Genomic DNA, 17,311 nt, shown 5'->3' with positions numbered 1-17,311 from the left:
AGCCGGGGCGACCGAGCCCCAAAGGAATGCACCATGCACCAACTAACTCATTTCGGCGGGCTGTTCGCCCAGGCATTGGACGCCCAAACCATTTCGACCACCGGCTTGATCAATTCCCTGGTCCCGCTCGTGGGATTGGTTGGCGTGTGCGTCATGCTGTGGGGAGCATATGGCGCCGTGGTGCGGCAAATTGCCACCGAGACATCGCTGGCGCGCGGCCAGACACCGACCGCCGATGCACAATTGGCTCGCCCGCCGTTTGCCCACTATTTGTCGCTGGGGCTGGAGTTCATGATCGCAGCCGCGGCGATCAAGACGCTCGTCACGCCGGACCTGCAGCAGGTGGGCGTGCTGGGTGGAATGGTAATCAGCCGCGCGGTCGTGGGTCTCTACCCGCGCTGGGAAAAGGGAAAGTTCGCTTTGTCGGCTGGTGAACCGGAAGCCGCCAGCAGATTGGCCGTAGCGGCCGACAGCGGCGACCCGGTCGCCAGCCTGCCCCGCGCCGAAACACTGGTCGACGCCGCTTTGCGTCAAACATCCACGGCGACGACCGGCGTTCCTCGTTAGCACCGGGACGCGAGACCTGGTGAGGCACCTTGGCGGCTGCGCGTCGTGCGCGCCGGATCGTAGCTAATATGTTGAACACCCGAGCGCTCTGGGATTTGCTGCGCCGTGCCCCGGCGGCGGTCGGCCATGCGCTGCTGCGGGCGGTGAACTCGTTGCGGCGACTCAGCCCCACGATGTGGCTGGCCTTGGGCTTGTTGGCGGCCGGCGTGGCGCTGCTCGTTACTGCGTTGATAACTTCGACTGTGATCGAGCTGGGAGGCCGTCGCGCGATGATTCTCTCGGCGGCCGCGTGCTGTGTTTTGGGGATGGGGGCCACACTGTGGGCGTTTGTACGCGCCACTGCGCGATCGGTCGAGTTGCCCACGAATGGTGCACTTCGGCCGCTGGCGGTGGCCAGCGCGCAGCGACCGATTGTGAGCACTTCGACTTCTTCTTTTTTGTTGCGCCCGGCGCACCGTTCTGACCCGCTGTTTCGACTGGGCCTGGGAGCCATTGCCATGATGCTTGTAGGATTTGTGCAGCCGCTGTTGTTGGTGGTGGTAACGGTGCTGGGAGGGATGGCGCTGTTCGCCGCCCGCCGCGTGTTGGCGCGCGGCACTCTGATCGTGCTGGGGGCGATGCTCGCGATTCCGCCCGCCGGGCTGTTTATTGGCAGCTTGTTGGCGCCGCTGCTGGGCATACAGTTCGGGTTGTTATTGCTGTTGGTGCCGGTGGCGATTTTGCTATTGGGATCGACGGCCGCGCGACGGCTGACGATCAATGCGCAGAGTCGCGCGCTCGTGTTGCCGCAGGGATTGGTCACGCGTGGCGTGGGTGTGGCGGCCGTCGTCGGTTTATCGCTAGTGATGCTTGTCTCGGGGCGTCTGACGCCGGATGCCGGCCTCTTGAAGGGGGTCGACGCCCAAGCGCAGGCTCGATCAAGCGAGGCGGCCGCACGCACGACGGGAGAGATCGCGATGGCGCCCTCGCCCGCTGCTGCGCAGAATTCTGCGCCGACCGCGTCCGTGCCGATTTCGCTAGTACACGATTGGCGCCCGAGTCTGATCGCCCACGCGCCTGACATCAATCTGCTATTGGCGCTCGGGCTGGTCGCGGCGATCGCCATTGGTCGGTTCGGACTGACGGGCATTACCAGCAAGCTGCGCACCGAATTGGCGCGGTGCGGCAACTCGCCGCGCGGCATGGCCGCGGTGGGGCTGATTGGGCTGGCGGTGCTTGTTCTTGGCGAGGCACAATTCACCTCAGCGCCCGCCCTGGAAGCAAAACTGGTCGGCACTCCGGCCAGCGGAGAAAATCTGGCCGATCGCGAGTCCTTGATCGGAAAAGTCAAGCTCGCAGAAATCCACGTCGAGAAGCTGCGCGCCGCGCAGGAAACAAACGCTGCGAGCGCCGTGTCGGGCACAACACGATCGCCGATACAGTCCCACGTCGAAATCGCCGAGGCCGAGGCGGAACTCGCGGCGCGAAAGTTGCAACTGGCGCGGTGGGATCTGCAGGCGGCAAAAACGGGTACCACCGTCGCGGGCACGGTCGATTTGTCGACCTGGGGGCGAACCGACCCACAGCCGGTTCCCTAGTTCACCGCTTCACTGGAACTGACACGCTCTCGCGCGCCAGAGTCCACATCGACCGATTTAGCCAGGGAATCACAGGGGATTGTCGGACCGGTGTCGGTTGAAGCTAGTTGCATCCGCGCCCAGGACATGCCATCGAATGGCACGTAGTTCTATCGAAGTCCTTTCAGGATATCGCGTTTGATCTCGTGCCTCGGTTTCATCATGCGATCATATTTCTTTTGTCTGCGTTTTCTCTGCCGCGGTTCGAAGCGATCGGGTCGATCGGCAACGCGGTGGGCAGCAATGGCATCGAGTAGCTTTTGGTAGAGACTTTGGCGGTGCGCTGAGTTGCATTCGCCTTGAAAGGCGATCAGCGGTTGAAACGCCTCCAGGGTCTGGACCGTTCCCTTGAAGCTGATCGAACGCGGCTGGACACCGTGCTGGCTGGCCGCTTGAGCGATGATCGTGCGGATGAGGTTGTAAGCCAGAATGTGCGTCCAGATTTCTTTGCGCACGAGCTCTGGTGTCTTGCAGCGCAAGATTTCCATCTGCATCGTTTGCTTGAGCGACCGCAGGTCGAGTTCGGCGTTCCACCGAGCGCGGTAGAGTTCCGCGAGGTCGCTCGCGGGAACCTCGTCCGCGTCAAGCAAGGTCGTGGCGACGATAATGGCTCGACAGCGGAATCCGGGCTGTTCGACGCGTACGCGCGTCTCTCGGATGGAGAGGAACTCGGGAAGAGACTTCAGGGACTGCCAGTCAATCGAACGAATGATGCTGGGCCTTGGCCACTCGCCGATGTGATCGCCCTTGCCCAACCGACGGCCGCGCCGAAAGTCGGCATGACGATGGACACGGAGCCGGATGACAGAGTCGATGCCGCGCTGCCGGAGCAGGAAGATTTCGTGCCAGGCGCACATGTAGCGGTCGGCAAGCATGATGTCGCCCGGACGCAAGAGGTCCCACAGCTTGCGTAGCATTCCCAACTCGCTGTGCCCCTTGCCCGCATTGCTGCAGATGGCCAAGTCAAGCACGGCTCCGCACGAGAGAGAGAAGAATGCCGCGATGCGCGCCAGGGGAAAGCCAACACCTGGCTTCTGTTGCGGGGGTTGCGGATAAGCCCGTTGGTTTTCCGCGGTATCCGGCATCGACACCGTCGAGCCGTCGTAGGCCAGGACGCGACGACGTTTCCAAAGCCACTGCTCCTTGGCGCTGTTCTCTAACGCACCGCCTGTTTGACGAGCCACTTCCGAAAAGAACTCTTCTGGCAGTCGTTTCCTGGCCTGGCAGTAGGCGCCCGTTTCCGCCGAGCAGGGACGCTGTCCTCGGGAAACGCGATGAGCGATCAAACGAGCAACAGCGGCGCGACAGGAATGATCCTGGCTCAACACTTGGCCGAGGAAAATCCACAGCGTGACGAGCGGTGAATAAATCCGGTCCAGCCAGACGACACTCAACGCTGCCAATGCTTGCGCCACGGTTCCTTCAGACAGCACATCGGTGAACGGCAGTTCGCCGTCCTGCAGGAACTGACGCCGCAAAAAACGCACTTGTTGGGAAAATCGTCCATGAGTAGAAAACGACATTGTGAGGCCTCCTTGCCTGGGATGGGTTTGTGACAACTCCATCTACGCAAGCGAGGCCTCTTTCATCTATATCACTTCACGGCACCACGTTACGCAAGAACTACGTGCCATTCGACATGCCATCCTGAGCGTCCGGATGTCGCTGTTTTCAGCGCTTCAGGCGACGCGAGCAGGCGTCCGAAAAAAAGGTCCATTTTCGGGAGTGCCATCGAAGGGTTGACTTGGCAGGAAGATCCCAGGAGGCCGCCTCGGCGGCAAACCTCGATCTCCGCCGGCGGCAGCCCATAGTTGAAGCATCAAGGCCCAACATTCGGAAGAATCGGGAGGGCTGACTGCAGGCGCACGTAAGTCTTTACCGCCTTATGGGCTCTAGATGAATTCGAGCAGTAACTCGGTCAATTCTTTCGGTGCAGTAATCATGGCGTCATGCCCGGTCAACAGTTTGCGATATTGCCAACCCTTCTTAACGCAGTCCTTCTGTTCGCTGGCTAGGTCCTTTGGCGAGATGCCTGCGGTACAGTGAATGAAGACACGCGGGATGCAACGGGCCGCTGGATTGGTGAACGATAATGGCGTTTCCCAGGTCTTCAGCGGATGCGGGGTCAATTTGGACATCATCCATTTAAGGTCGGCGCCGGTCACGCCGAAAGTCCGTTCAGAATCCGGAGACGACCACTCGTCATCGCCATTGGCATGGGCGCGTTGGCACAGTTCAGTCCATATATCCGGCCACACGGTTTTGAACGGGTCTCCACTCTCTGGAATGCGTCCATCGAGGCTAATGATCTGCGCGACGCGTTCGGGTACGCGCTCTGCAACGCCGCGCGTCATAAAACCAGCCAGGCTATGACCGACGAGAATCACGTTATGCAAATCTTCATATTCCAGGACGCTGACGACATCCTGAATGTGCGTGTGCATATCAATGTCGGGATAATGCAAATGGGCACGCTCGCCAACGCCCGTGAGTGTGACGGTATGGACTTCATGCCCAGCTGCGTGCAAAAGTGGTGTGACTTTTTCCCAGCACCACGCGCCGTGCCACATACCATGAATTAGAACGAACGTAGCCATAGTTCATTTCTATTCTTGGTTTGCGATTCTTGCGGTGGCGCAAAGCGAACGATCTCTCTACGCCGTGGTTTCGCCGCCCTTGACCAGTACGACGACCCATTGAGCACGAGCGCTCACCCGCCCTTCATCATCATTGGGCATGGGGCACTCTTCTGCAATCACTCGACCTGGACAAGAAAGTCGTCGCCGTCGTAGGGCAATCTTCGTGCAACTAAAGGTGCTGCGTTATCGGCGGCTCGGTAACGTTAACGGACGCCGCCTTGGCTCGTGCCCTCGTCGCGAAGCGCGTCATCAAACGGTCGTATTTCAGGAGTGCCACAATTCGGTCGAGTTGTCGGGAAAATGGCTGCCTAGCAATGCATGCGAGAGTATCGTCGGCCGCCGACAGGACTCCGCTGACGTGCCTCTGGGGACATACTGCCGCGCAGCTGAAAGACCGCGGCGTGTGGGCGCGCCGCTTACACGCACAATGGTAGCGGGCGTCAGGAGCGCCAAGCCATCAACGTGAACCGGCCAAGCGCAGCAAGAATGAGCGTGGAGCGATCATGAGACTGGACTGTCGGCGACTTTTTTCAGCAGTTCGTAAGGTGTTCGAGGCAACAGTAAAAAATCGCGGAATTTATTTGCATTCTGCGCCGAGACTCGCAACAATCACGTTGCGGTCGCGAGTCGGACAGCTCGCGGGCTCGCATCGAATGGCGCCAATCACTGGCGAAGGAGGCATCGGGGCTGTTGTTTCGCTTGTCGCGGACACTTTCGGCACCTCTTTTCCTTTCCAACTGTGCCACACGCCGCGCATGTGTCGGCCATCGCACATCCGGTACGCCGCCGACGATGCGGGCGGTATTGTCGGGTAGGGGCGATTACGATTGTGCATGTTTGTTCCTTTCGTTTTACATGCCAGACGTCGTGACAGGATTCCCCTGGCGCGCAGACGGACCCATTCCATTCTTCATTCTCTCTTGAGAGGAGACGCTAATGAGACGAGACATTTTTCTACCGCTTGTCGGCATCGTCGCGGCGCTGGCGATGGCTGCTCCGGCCCAGGCTATTTCGCTGGTGGTGATGGCCACCAACACGACAGCAATTCCCGGCGAGAAGGTATTCACCGTCGGTATCCAGATCAGTTCGGTGGACGTAGCCGGTGCCGGTGCCGGTGCTACTCTACTTGTTCAAAACCTCACCTTCGCCAGTGGCAGCACCGGACCGACTCAAGCCGCCGGTGCGACCAACGTTCCGGATATTCAAACCGCCTGGTCGCTGCTTGATGTGAATAGCCCGAACAGCATCACGAATGGCGGGCCGGGCGGCCCAAGCTTTCCGGCCAGCGGAGCAGCCGCCACAGAACTCTACAAGGACAGCTGGTGGTACTCGAGCGGCTCCGCGACATTGCAAGGGATTAACGGCACGGCCTCGGACGGCTCGGCCGATACGATCGGCACGGTGACCACGGTCCCCAATCAAGGCCTTGTGTACGCCCAAGGGCCTGGCGCTTCGGTAGGCACGACCGGTTACCTCTGGCAAACAATTGCGACTGGCATTCAGGGCGGCACCACGAACAACTCGGCGATGATTTTTACGGGCCGATTCGGTCCCGTGGGTTTGGACCATCTTGACCCGAATACAAGCACCGCCATCGACCCAACCAGCATTCAGCCTGACAACCCGAGCGGTTGGACGTACGCCCAGGAGCACGTGCTCGGCAACCTACTCGTATCGAATGGCGGCACGCTTACATTTCCACTGGCCCAAATCGTTGCCAGCGGCAACGTTTCAATTCCCGGTGATTATGACACAAATGGCGTAGGATTTGGGACGTTCCTGAGCGTTGGGGATACCGGCGGTCCGACGAATAACAGTTCCTACAACGTGCTGGGAGGCAATGCTCTCGTAGATCCGCACGCGTATCTGAACTACGCCACGAACACGATTGTCCCGGAGCCCTCTTCAATCGCGCTGTTTGGAATCGGAGCGATTGGATTGGCAATGGCGGTTCGCCGCAGAACGCGCAAGCAAATCGCCTAGAACGTCGATTGTGGGACACTGCCAATCAGAACGCACGGCTGTTCTTGTCTAAGAACGTGTTTCCGGGGTCTCACTGCACATAAAGTGCGTGGCCAGGCCGCAGGATCGAATCCGCCTCTGCCCGTACAATGTTCCAAAAAAGGTTCCTTTGCCGGGAGACCGGGTACGACTTGCACGCGTACTGCTTGCGCCCGACGATCCGATTCCAATAAACTCATCTTGTAAAAAAAGTGCCAAGAACTCGTCGGAAGCGAGCCATTTGACACTCGGGCCGATAAGCTTGCTTCGGTTGACAATTCGTGAGACGGAATCGCCCGTTGGGTTGCGCGCCCAGGACGAACCGTCCAAAAGGCCGGGACTCGTCTTCCCCGGTCACGCCCACCTAATGCCGTTGGGGCGATTGTCGGCTCATGGCGATGTGCCGCGTCATACTGGTGCTGTTGAACGCGCCGCCATGCGTTTCGAATAACGGTACGCGTCAGAAAACGTGCGCGTAAATGAAACGCTTGTCGTGCTGGGCGGGCTCAATGGTCCGTGCGTGGCAGGTCACCCGCTGCGGAATGGGGAGGACGAGTGCGCACGCGCCACACGACGAAACTCTTCTTTTATTTCCCGATGCTGAAACGGGAGTAAGTCGCCGCGGTGGATCTTCGCAACCAAATACCAGCCATGCTCGCGATGCCAAAGAGGATAAGTGCTAGAGTGCCCGGCTCGGGAACGGTGGGGACGATAATCGGAGTGCTGTTCGTGAATCTTGAGAAGTTGTCGGCCGTGAGAGCGATATTCAAACTCCACCCATTGGTTAACTTAGTGCTGTCCTTCGAAACCGTGTCCATTACGTAAAGGGACCATGGTCCGTTTAGGTTGATATTCGTAAACACGCCAGCTGCACTCAGGTTACCAAGGATGCTGGTGCCAAAAGTGGCCGGGCTGTCGTAGGCTAGGCCTGGGCCGGGGGCCGGGAACGAACCGATCGGCCCAAACTGCGTCGGTTTAAAACTTCCCGCGCTCGAAAGATCTGTAGGTACCTGACTTGCCGCCGTATCGTCGAACGTGACGTTGAATGGTGCAGGGGCAAACCCGGTGCTTCCGCCGGCGCCCCCTAGGAGCACCAAGGCGGCGCCGGTTGGCCCGACCAAAACCACGTCTACGTCCGAGGTATCTGTGGCGCTGAATCCGTTTAAAGTGACAGTAACTTGGTCGTTTCCTTGGAACGAGTTCGGAAACCCAGACACCTCAATCGTGCTCCCGCTTATGCTGCCGGAGTAGGCCACTCCCGCATGCGTGACAATGAAGCCGACGGCAACACAAAAGACGATCGATCGATGCAGCATCTTATACCTCTTGTCTGGCCCCCAAAGTGGAGTGTCACTCTGTTGTGGCATTCGCGCCCCATCTTGTTCCGATCGTTTTAGCGCGCAAAAAAAGAGCCCATCCTTCTGCGATTTGCGAAGTCGGGCTTTTGTTTTTCGGGATGAGCGTCGCTCTAGAGCAAGATCGAATCAACGGGCAACGTACCGACGTGCGGGCCTCACGTCAATATATTTTATCCTTTTCGAGGCGGCCATTTGCCTTCCGTCTTCCGGCGACTGCTGAGACTGTAGTCCAAGGCCGCAACTGGCCGGTCCGCTAAACCGCCGCGACATAACGCTCGGGCTACGATTGCCTTTCCGACCACGCGGGGGCGGGACACTCGAAGGTTACCCGCTCCTTCGTCATTGGATGTACGAACGAAATACGCAGCGCATGCAGGCAGAGCGGTGGGTCGGAGACGTTATGCGTCTGTGCCTCTCCGAGCTTGTGGTTCGCCAGATACGCTTGCTCGCCGCAGACAGGCAGGCCCAGGTGCTGGAGATGCACACGAATTTGATTGGTCCGCCCCGTGATCGGGCGGGCCGCAACTAGCGTCGTGCCGTCGCTAAATCCGTACAGCAGGCGAAACTCAGTACGCGCAGCCAAGCCCTGCTCGTCGACGGCACGACCGCCCAGTTCTTTGGCTTCGACGCCGATCGGTGCGTCGCAATCGAACGACGCTTCCAATGGTCGTCCTTGAATCCGTGCCAGATAGTGCTTCTCTACATCGCCGGCCGCAAATTGAGTTTGCAATTGACTCGCAAAATGTCGAGTGCGGGCGAAGACCACGACGCCGGTCGTGTTGGCGTCAAGCCGATGCACGGGGCGCAGTTTTTGCGGACAGTAGACCTGATTCAAAATCCACTGCAGCGAGTTGCGATTGAATCGGCCAGAAGGATGCAGCGGCAAGGGGGCCGGCTTGTGGACGACGACGATCGCGGCGTCCTCGTGCAGCAGGCGAATTGCCGCGTTCACTGCCGGTTCGATGTTGGCGGGAGTACGGTGCAGATACACCTCTCCGGGCCGAACGCAATGCTCCGCGGCGACAGCTTGGCCGTGGGTATTCAGAATGAACTGCCTGTCGAACCGCTCTTGCCAGTAATCGGGCGTTAGATGGGGAAAGATTTCACCCAGCGCGTCCAGCAATTGCAGACCGTCGTGCTTCGCCGAGATCTTCAGCGGCCGATCATTGTCGTGCGGCACGGATCCCGGCAGTGGCGTGGTCGCCTGTCGAACAGCCAACTCGCGCATCGCCAGCGTCCGAGCCATCTGTTCGGCATCCGTCAGAAAGCAATACGGGCAGGATTGCTCCGGCACATAACGAGGATCTTGTTGGTCGGCAACCGTGAGCGGCGTTAGGCAACGGAAACAGAGTGAGTTTTCCGTTGTCGCGAGATTGGGGTCGAGGCCGACGCGCTGGTCGAAGACGAAGCACTCACCGTCGTAGTGCTCGCTGCCGCAGTCGTCAAAGTATTTTAGAATTCCGCCGTCCAGTTGAAACACCTGCTCGAATCCGATTCCCTCCAGGTAAGGCCCCGCCTTTTCGCAGCGAATGCCCCCCGTGCAGAACATCACAAGCGGGCGCCGCTTGAGGTCGTCGGGCAAATCCTCGACGGCGGCGGGAAAATTGCGAAAGTGATCGAGCCCCAACGTCAGGGCGTTTTTGAACGTGCCAAGTTTGACTTCATAGTCGTTCCGCGTATCGAGGAGGGTGATCGGGCGTCCCTCGTCGAGCCAACGCTTGAGTTCCTGGGGAGCGACTTTCGGCGACGTTTGCAGGCCCGGCGCGATGCCGGGAACGCCGAAGGCGATGATCTCGCGTTTAATGCGAACCAACATGCGGTTGAAGGGCTGCCGCTCGCTGACGCTCACTTTCGGCTGAAACCCTTCCAGCCCCGGAATCCCGCGCAATTCTAGTAGCAGCAAGTCGATGTCCGCACGGCCGCCGGCGACGAACAGATTGATTCCCTCGGGACTGAGGAGAATCGTGCCGCGCAACTTCCAGAGCTTGCACTGGGCCCGCAAACGCTCTCGCAATGCCTGCAGATCGGCCAAGGGGAAGAATTTGTAGGCAGCGATATTGATGACTTCGGACATTTTCGTAGCATACGCTCCCGCTAACTCTGCGCCGATCCGCAGGCTGACAAAAGAGGGTGGTCACACGCGGCAGCGGCAACATCGCGCTGCGGCCTGGGTTCCTCGCTTGACGGACTGCGGTGTCCTCATGGACCCCGATCGAGAACGTCGCGAATCCTTTTCCGGCCGAGCTTCTCTAACAATTCGGCGCCGTCCCAACGCACCCGTTGTCGGAGAGTCGTCGACCATTTATCGCGCCTCCGCTCCGCCTTGCACCGTTTGGCAACCATCGAACTAGCCCCTTACAATGTGCCGTGCGGTAAGATGTGATTGATGATGATCAATGGCAGTCCAAAAAGCTGGCTTCGACGATGAGCCAACGAGTAACATCCGATGCCGACTTTCGACCATGGGCTCAATTTCCGAAATCTGAATGACGCCGCTGCCTATGCGCAGCGATGCCTCGACGACGGCTACGAGCGGACAGGCCATTGGGACTTGGCCCAGACCTGCCGCCATCTGTCTGATTGGATGAAGGTGCCGATGGACGGTACACCGAAGATTCCGTTGCTCATGAACTGGGTGATGGCCGTCGTCAGCCGCACGATCGCGCCCAAGATGCTGCGCAGGATTCTGGCAGAGTGCAAAATGCAAAGCGGCTTGGGCACTATTGCCGCCACCGTGCATCCGCCGGAGGCCGACGCGGCAGCGGCGGTCGAGGAGTTCGCTAAGACGGCCGCACGGTTGACCGCCCACGGCGGGCCCTGGCAGTGGTCACCCCTCTTCCGCACGGCGGACCGCGAGCAGTCCATCGGCCTACAACTAGTCCACTGCATGCACCATTTTGGGCGCCTCAAGCCTCGTTCGGTTGAGCGCGGCGTCTAGAACCATGACCGCAGTTCGCAGGCAGTTGTGTGCGGTCCGCGAGACCTGACCGGCGGGGCACGGCCAACCCAGCGTACGATGGCGCCGTGTGGCATATCGTTACTAGTCGTTGGGCACCAGAAAGCTTAAATGGTGACTGGCGTGAATTTGCACCAGGTCATTCCAGTGCGATTTGCTGAGCGTGCCGAAGAAGGGGTGCGGCTGCGGCGCGGACTTCAGTTCCTGAAATGCCGTCAGGTCGGAGCGAAAGCGATTCACGGCGTCCGACTCGTCATGCGTGGGCCCGGGAAGCCACCACTTGGGCACGCGGATGCCGGCCTTCATGCGACGCTGCCGTAAGATCCGCTTGAAGATGATCGGGCCGACTAGCTTCCGGACAATCCACGGACCGCGATGCTCAAAGCCGTGAACCGCGGTCCGCATCCCTTCGCCCACGTGGCTGAGAATCTGCGACAAGTCCCAGTTGCCAGCTCGCTGATAGCCCGCGCGGTGCAGGTGATCGATGTCGGCCAAGACCTCGGGCCACGAGCGAAAATCGAGGTCGCGGCGCGCAAGCATGGTTGTCGACACGGCGTTTATCCTTACGGATTGCGGGCTGATCCCCTAACTACATATCAGGTCCAGACAGGCTCTTGAGGAACTCGATGATCGCGCGGCGTTCTTCGGGCGAGAGGTGATCGCCGAAGGTGTGGCCCTTGTTGGCGTGGCCAAACGCGGTTGTGTCGTAGATCGCGCCGTGATCGATCGCGGCTTGCGCGGCAAACGGCTTGCCCTTGGCACGCTCGGCGCTGTCATCGAACTCGGCGCGCGACACCGGTTTGTACGCCATGCCCACCTGTTCCAAGTCGTATGCGAACGGGTCCTCGTGATTGCGGGCCCAGCTTTCGGGCCGTGCGGCCGAGTTCAACACAGCCGCGATCGTGGGGACCGAACCGTTGTGGAAATAGGGAGCCGAGGCCCATACACCTACCAGCGGCGGTGCAACGTAACCTTCGCCGGCCGGAACCGAGGCGTGCGGAATCGACTCGGGCGGAACGCCCTGGGCAGCCATGTAGGTTTCGAGCTTGTTGATATGATCGGCAATAGGCTTGAGCTTTTGCAGCGTGGCGTTGTAGGTGGGGTCGGTTTTCACGTTGCGTAGCACGTGCGAAAAGTCGTAATCGACGTTCCAAGACCCCGGCGCGCTGAGATCGCCGGCGTTGTCTTTGCGCGTGTAGCTGCCGTGGCAGGTCTTGCAGGCGCGAAAGCCGGTGGTGTCGAGAGGAGGCATGCGGCCGTGAAACAAATCCGCGCCACGCTCGACGAGCTGCGCGTCGAGCTTGCCGGGGAATGCCGGCGACTGCGTCTCGCGGGCGAAGGCCAGCGCTTTGGCCACCGATTGAACGTGATCCAGATGATGCTCGTTCATTTCGGCGTGCGGCGTGGTGAAGTTGATCGAGAAGCTGCCGGCATCGGTCGGCGCCGCGTCGGCATACCAGTAGTCCTTCTTCTTATACTTCATCAGCCACCAAGGCATCGGGTCGACGGGCGGCAGAGGGGTCGAATCGAAGATCTTCTCAAGCTCGGTGGTTTTGCTGGCCAGTGTCAGTCCTTTGCTGGCCGGGTCATCCAATCGCGCGCCCAGGCGCCATACCGCGTACGGTCCGAAATTGTCGCCGCGGGTGCGGACGTTTCTCGGGTCGGACTGATTGATGTGATTGTTGGCCATTCCGGCCACGACCTGGCCGTTGACCACGCCCGCGTGACACATGAAACAGTTGATCGTCAGGTGCTGCGACTGATTGCGGGCGATCGCACTTTCTCCCAGGGCGAAGCCGGGATCCACGCCAGCCGTGCGCGTGGGAGGCGAAGGCAACCGACCCGATGCGTAGAACCGGCCATCAGTTGAACCGGGCGTAAAGCCGGCACTCTTTTGTGCAGATCCCGTCATGGTGAAAGCCAGTCGCGCCGCGGCCGCAGGGATCGAGGCATGGAACAACCGGCCGGCGAAGATTTCTTCCATCCCCTCGCGCGCCGTCGGCGAATACGCGGCTTCGTCAAAGCCATAGAACGAGACCGGCTGGGCGGCCGGGCACAGGACCGCATGCAACGCGATGCAAACGCCCAGTAGTCCACCGGCGATTTTCTGCAGGCCTATGCGGGCGTGACGTGACGAGAAACGGCGTTCCATGGAACCCCCTACGAAAATGGGAATACCGGTGCGATGCTGACGAGAGATGTGGCGAAGTGTGGAACGAAGGTGCAACGCGGCCACCACGACGCTGCCGTGACAGCGCGGGACGCGGCACATCCTTTTTCCGGGTCACGATGGCGCAATTCAATAAACTTTGCGACGGACAGATGAAACTCCCCGCGCCCGCCGCAGGGAACAGCATATCATGCCGGCGCTCTGTTTCTACTCAAGAAAAGGCCGAACGGTTTCAGAACTGGACCTCAAATTAAACGAATCCGGGCTTCCGAGGTTGGCCAGCAATTACGTGATTTTTGGCGGCTCGCAAGAGGCTCTGGCCCCCTTCGGACCAGTGGCGCGGGACGCCTCGGTGGGAACGCGCGCCCCTGTAGAACCGTCCGGCGTCCTATACCGTGCATTCCGCTGCCTGCTTCGGCCACAGCAACCGAGCTTGGCCAGTTTGGGCCTTTTCCGATAAAATCTCAGGCGGCGCGGTCGCCCAAGCCCGCTGCGCCAAATGAGACGGCGGGCGTGCCGCCTGGCGGCACTCAAGTGCGCCGCCATACGTTTTGCAGTAGCTTGTGCCGCGTCCCTCGCAGGCGCCGCGCAAGTCCAAGTTTGAATTCCACTAGGGAGAGATGGTGATGAGTTACCGATTCGTGGCGATTGCGATTGTCGGCTGCGGTCTTGGCGCTTCTCTGCTCTATGCGCAACAGGCCCAGGCGCCGCTCAAGCCATTGCCCAAGTGCTTTATGGATGTGACGGCCGACGGTCGCAAGTTGGGCCGGATCGTGATCGAGTTGCGACCCGACGTCGTACCCAAAACCGCCGAGAACTTTCGCTTGCTGTGTACCGGCGAGCGAGGCTTTGGCTACAAGGGAAGCAAATTCCATCGGGTGATCCCCGGCTTCATGTGCCAGGGGGGCGACATTACAAATGGCGACGGCACCGGCGGCAAGTCGATCTACGGCGAAAAGTTTGCCGACGAGAACTTCAAGCTCCGCCACACGGGTCCCGGAGTGCTCAGCATGGCTAACGCCGGACGTAATACCAACGGCTCGCAGTTCTTTCTTTGCACCGAGAAGACCCCCTGGCTCGACGGCAAGCATGTCGTCTTTGGCCAGGTTATCGACGGCATGGATGTGGTGCGAAAGATCGAGAGCCTTGGCTCTGAATCCGGCGACACTGCGGCGCGCATCCTAGTTGCGGATTGCGGGCAACTGTAATTCGCGCGGCAGACGCCTGTCCTTGTGCGCGGACCACGGTAATGCCAGTGCTTGCCGGCTGACTCTTGATGACGGAAGGAATCGTCATGCGGACCAAGATTGCGAAGGATGCCATGCTGCGGCGGGGCGTCCTGGCGATGGCCCTGATTTTGCTGCTGGCCGGGCCCGCGCTGGCCTGGAACGATAAGGGGCATATGGTGGTGGCCGAGCTGGCGTATCGGCATCTGACTCCGCAGCAGCGGCAGGCGCTGGTCGAGATTCTCAAGCAGCATCCGCACTGGGCCGAATTCCTCAATGCCGACCGGCCGCAAAACGTGCCTGAGGATCAATGGGCCCTGTGGCGCGCGGCGACATGGCCCGATTGGGTGAAGCACCATCATGAGCAGTTCAGCAAGCCGCACTGGCACTACGTCAATCTGCCCTTCGTGCCGCCGGGCTCGACCGAGAATGCGCAGAATCATGAGCCGGTGGGAGAGAATATCCTCACCGCGCTGCCGCTGAGTATCGAGAAAGCGCGCGGCGCGACCGGTCAGGAAAAGGCCATGTACTTGTGCTGGGTGCTGCACCTGATGGGAGACATTCACCAGCCGCTGCACTGCGCGGATCTTGTTTGCGCCGAATTTCCCAAGGGGGATCACGGCGGAGAAGATTCGCTCTACCGGCTGTCCGGGCGCAGGATCATCAAGCTGCACTCTTTCTGGGACGACTTGTTGGGCACTGCCGATACGAAGACCTCGATTGAACGAGGCGCCGACGAAGCACAGCAAGCCGTCGACGCGAATCGCGCCGAGATCACACGCGAGTTGCAGACGAATCCCACCATCGAGTCGTGGGCCCGAGAGAGTTTTGCGCTGGCCACCACTTACGCGTACGACGGCGGCCGCGTCATTCCGGCGGTCGCCGAACGTCATCGCCAGGCGAGCGTCGCGCCTGATCTGCCGGAACCGTACGCGAAACAGGCTGGTCTCGTAGCACGGGTGTGCGTTGGCAAGGCGGGCGAACGCCTGGCCTTCGTGCTCGAGCAGATAGTTCCCTGAAGCCGGCAGCGCGTCCTTCTCTAAATCGCGCGCTCGCGTGCATCTTCGGCATGAGCAACCTTTTCGGTCCAGCCGTCGCACGCGGCAGTTTCCCCAGATGCAGGATTCGAGCGTCGGGGCTGCGCGTGGCACGATTCCTTGACCTAGGCTTCTTCCATAAAAGGCCAGAACGGCTATGGCATTTCCTGGGTCGGCAGATGATCTCAACGAAAGAAATAGTAAACGCGTGTACCGTGGAGGGGATTCCCTTCATCGTCACTGCGTCGAGCACTTTGGCGCTATTGGGCGGCCTGACAACCCTGATCAGTGCGGCCTGCAACGCGGCATTATCTAATGGGCGTTGGGCGATTTCGCTGGTTATGACGCCCACGGTCGCCATGCTGTTCACATTGGTGGGCATGGCACTATGGTCGTTTCTGCTGAATACCTCGGCCAGCTGGCGCTCGTTCGTGGTGCGGGGCGCGGGTTTGGCCATCGTGTTGGTTTCGACCGTGGCCTGGGCCAGCGATCTATTCCGCGAAGAGGTGGGCTTGCGCGAAAACATGCGGCAGCGAGCCGTCGAAGAACTGTCTATCGGCCGGCTCGAACCGGCCACCGCTGTGGCCTTTATCCTGCTGGGAAGCGCCCTGTTCTGGCTCCCCTCGACAGGCGTGTGGCCCAAGCGGACCGCCCAATGCCTGCTGCTCACGACATTGTTTATTTCCTCGATCGCCGTGGCCAGAGCCTGGTATGGCACCGAAACGCTGCATGCGACGGATCCCTACACATCGATCCCGCTGGCGACTGCGCTGATTCTGCTGTTTGTCAGCATCGGCATGCTGTACGCACGCCGCGATTTTGAATTGATGATGCCGCTGCGCAGTCAACGCATGGGCGGGGTGCTGGCCCGCACTTCGTTGCCGGGCATTGCGGCGTCCCCCTTGATGCTGGGCTGGTTCTTTCTGAAGGGGGAACAGATGGAACTGTACGGCTTTGAATCGGCCGTGGCCGTGCATGCCGTGGCGATGGTAGCTGTCCTGGCGCGCGTGACCTGGTACAGTGCCCGCACGCTGAACGAAGTCGATCGACAGCAAGAAGAAGCACGCCAGCGCGAGCGCGATCTGCGGATACTTTCGGACTTGGACCCCTTGACGGGCGTGTTGAACCGCCGCAGTCTGCGCGATCGCCTCGATCGCGAATGGAGCCGCGCTCAACGGAGCGGCCAACCGCTGTCCTGCATCATGCTCGACATCGACCATTTCAAAATCGTCAACGATACCCACGGCCATACGATTGGCGACACGGTCCTGAAACGGGTCGCCACGATTCTGACGCAGCAATGTCGTCCGGCCGATATCCTGGCGCGTTACGGCGGAGAAGAGTTCTGTGTGATCGCGCCCGATGCATCCGAGCTGGGGGCGGTGCAGCTAGCCGACCGTCTGCGGGCGGCCCTGGAGGATAGCCCCGTCGCCGTGGTCGAAGGCTCCATCATCGTGACGGCCAGCTTTGGCGTGGCGGTGTGTCAGGGTGAAAGAGATCAGTTCGACAGCCTGGTCGATCGAGCGGATCAAGCACTGATCCACGCCAAGCGTGAAGGGCGCAATCGCGTGGTGGCCGCGTCGCGGGACGAAGCTATCGCTGCCGCGAAGCCAGCCGTTCAGTTCCACGAGGCGTAAGCGATCTCAGGCGTGCAGCGCACTGCTGCTCTGCCAATAAAGATCCCTTGCATTAATTGCTAGCAGTCTATTCCGCTAGTAGCTAGCAATTGTGCCATTGCCTC

General features: G+C 60.3%; 13 protein-coding genes. 7 read left to right on the top strand and 6 right to left on the bottom strand.

The annotated features are described in order from the left end of the window. Positions 1-33: 33 nt before the first annotated feature. Both VGG64_20650 and VGG64_20645 read left to right on the top strand, forming a co-directional pair. A complete protein-coding gene (locus VGG64_20650; GenBank protein ID HEY1602025.1) occupies positions 34-567 on the top strand; it encodes a DUF1622 domain-containing protein in 534 nt (177 codons plus the stop codon). Between the two features lie 68 nt (positions 568-635). Next, on the top strand, positions 636-2,144 hold the full coding sequence (locus VGG64_20645; protein ID HEY1602024.1) for a hypothetical protein: 1,509 nt from the start codon (positions 636-638) through the stop codon (positions 2,142-2,144). Positions 2,145-2,293: 149 nt separating this feature from the next. Here VGG64_20645 and VGG64_20640 read toward each other — a convergent pair whose 3' ends face one another. Then, positions 2,294-3,706 (bottom strand): IS4 family transposase, encoded by a 1,413-nt coding sequence (locus VGG64_20640; GenBank protein ID HEY1602023.1) that lies wholly within the window; start codon positions 3,704-3,706, stop codon positions 2,294-2,296. Between the two features lie 369 nt (positions 3,707-4,075). Then, the gene (locus VGG64_20635) at positions 4,076-4,780 is read right to left on the bottom strand and encodes an alpha/beta fold hydrolase (protein ID HEY1602022.1); all 705 of its coding nucleotides are present in this window, start codon (positions 4,778-4,780) and stop codon (positions 4,076-4,078) included. Between the two features lie 978 nt (positions 4,781-5,758). On the opposite strand from VGG64_20635, the gene VGG64_20630 reads away from it, so the two are divergent. Then, on the top strand, positions 5,759-6,805 hold the full coding sequence (locus VGG64_20630; GenBank protein ID HEY1602021.1) for a PEP-CTERM sorting domain-containing protein: 1,047 nt from the start codon (positions 5,759-5,761) through the stop codon (positions 6,803-6,805). Between the two features lie 605 nt (positions 6,806-7,410). Here VGG64_20630 and VGG64_20625 read toward each other — a convergent pair. Next, entirely contained in the window at positions 7,411-8,139 is a 729-nt protein-coding gene (locus VGG64_20625) for a PEP-CTERM sorting domain-containing protein (protein ID HEY1602020.1), read from the bottom strand. 322 nt (positions 8,140-8,461) lie between these two features. Beyond that, positions 8,462-10,255, bottom strand: coding sequence for a pseudouridine synthase (locus VGG64_20620; GenBank protein ID HEY1602019.1), 1,794 nt, complete (start codon positions 10,253-10,255; stop codon positions 8,462-8,464). A gap of 372 nt (positions 10,256-10,627) precedes the next feature. On the opposite strand from VGG64_20620, the gene VGG64_20615 reads away from it, so the two are divergent. After that, entirely contained in the window at positions 10,628-11,119 is a 492-nt protein-coding gene (locus VGG64_20615) for a DUF1569 domain-containing protein (protein ID HEY1602018.1), read from the top strand. A 102-nt stretch (positions 11,120-11,221) separates the two neighbouring features. Here VGG64_20615 and VGG64_20610 read toward each other — a convergent pair whose 3' ends face one another. Together VGG64_20610 and VGG64_20605 are read right to left on the bottom strand one after the other, a co-directional pair. After that, on the bottom strand, positions 11,222-11,689 hold the full coding sequence (locus VGG64_20610) for a DUF1569 domain-containing protein (protein ID HEY1602017.1): 468 nt from the start codon (positions 11,687-11,689) through the stop codon (positions 11,222-11,224). 37 nt (positions 11,690-11,726) lie between these two features. After that, positions 11,727-13,289, bottom strand: a complete 1,563-nt coding sequence (locus VGG64_20605) for a hypothetical protein (GenBank protein HEY1602016.1) — start codon at positions 13,287-13,289, stop codon at positions 11,727-11,729. Positions 13,290-13,933: 644 nt separating this feature from the next. Here VGG64_20605 and VGG64_20600 point away from each other — a divergent pair. From VGG64_20600 to VGG64_20590, 3 genes are all read left to right on the top strand, one after another. Further along, positions 13,934-14,515: a peptidylprolyl isomerase gene (locus VGG64_20600; GenBank protein ID HEY1602015.1), complete on the top strand. Its 582-nt coding sequence runs from the start codon at positions 13,934-13,936 to the stop codon at positions 14,513-14,515. 86 nt (positions 14,516-14,601) lie between these two features. Continuing rightward, positions 14,602-15,552: a S1/P1 nuclease gene (locus VGG64_20595; GenBank protein HEY1602014.1), complete on the top strand. Its 951-nt coding sequence runs from the start codon at positions 14,602-14,604 to the stop codon at positions 15,550-15,552. Positions 15,553-15,749: 197 nt separating this feature from the next. Continuing rightward, complete coding sequence (locus VGG64_20590; protein ID HEY1602013.1) at positions 15,750-17,207, top strand: GGDEF domain-containing protein; 1,458 nt, start codon at positions 15,750-15,752, stop codon at positions 17,205-17,207. Positions 17,208-17,311: the final 104 nt, after the last annotated feature.

This window comes from Pirellulales bacterium, assembly GCA_036490175.1.
Taxonomy (GTDB): Bacteria; Planctomycetota; Planctomycetia; order Pirellulales; family JACPPG01; genus JACPPG01.
The sequence above is the reverse complement of the archived record's forward strand: the minus strand, read 5'-3'. Positions and strand labels throughout refer to the sequence as shown.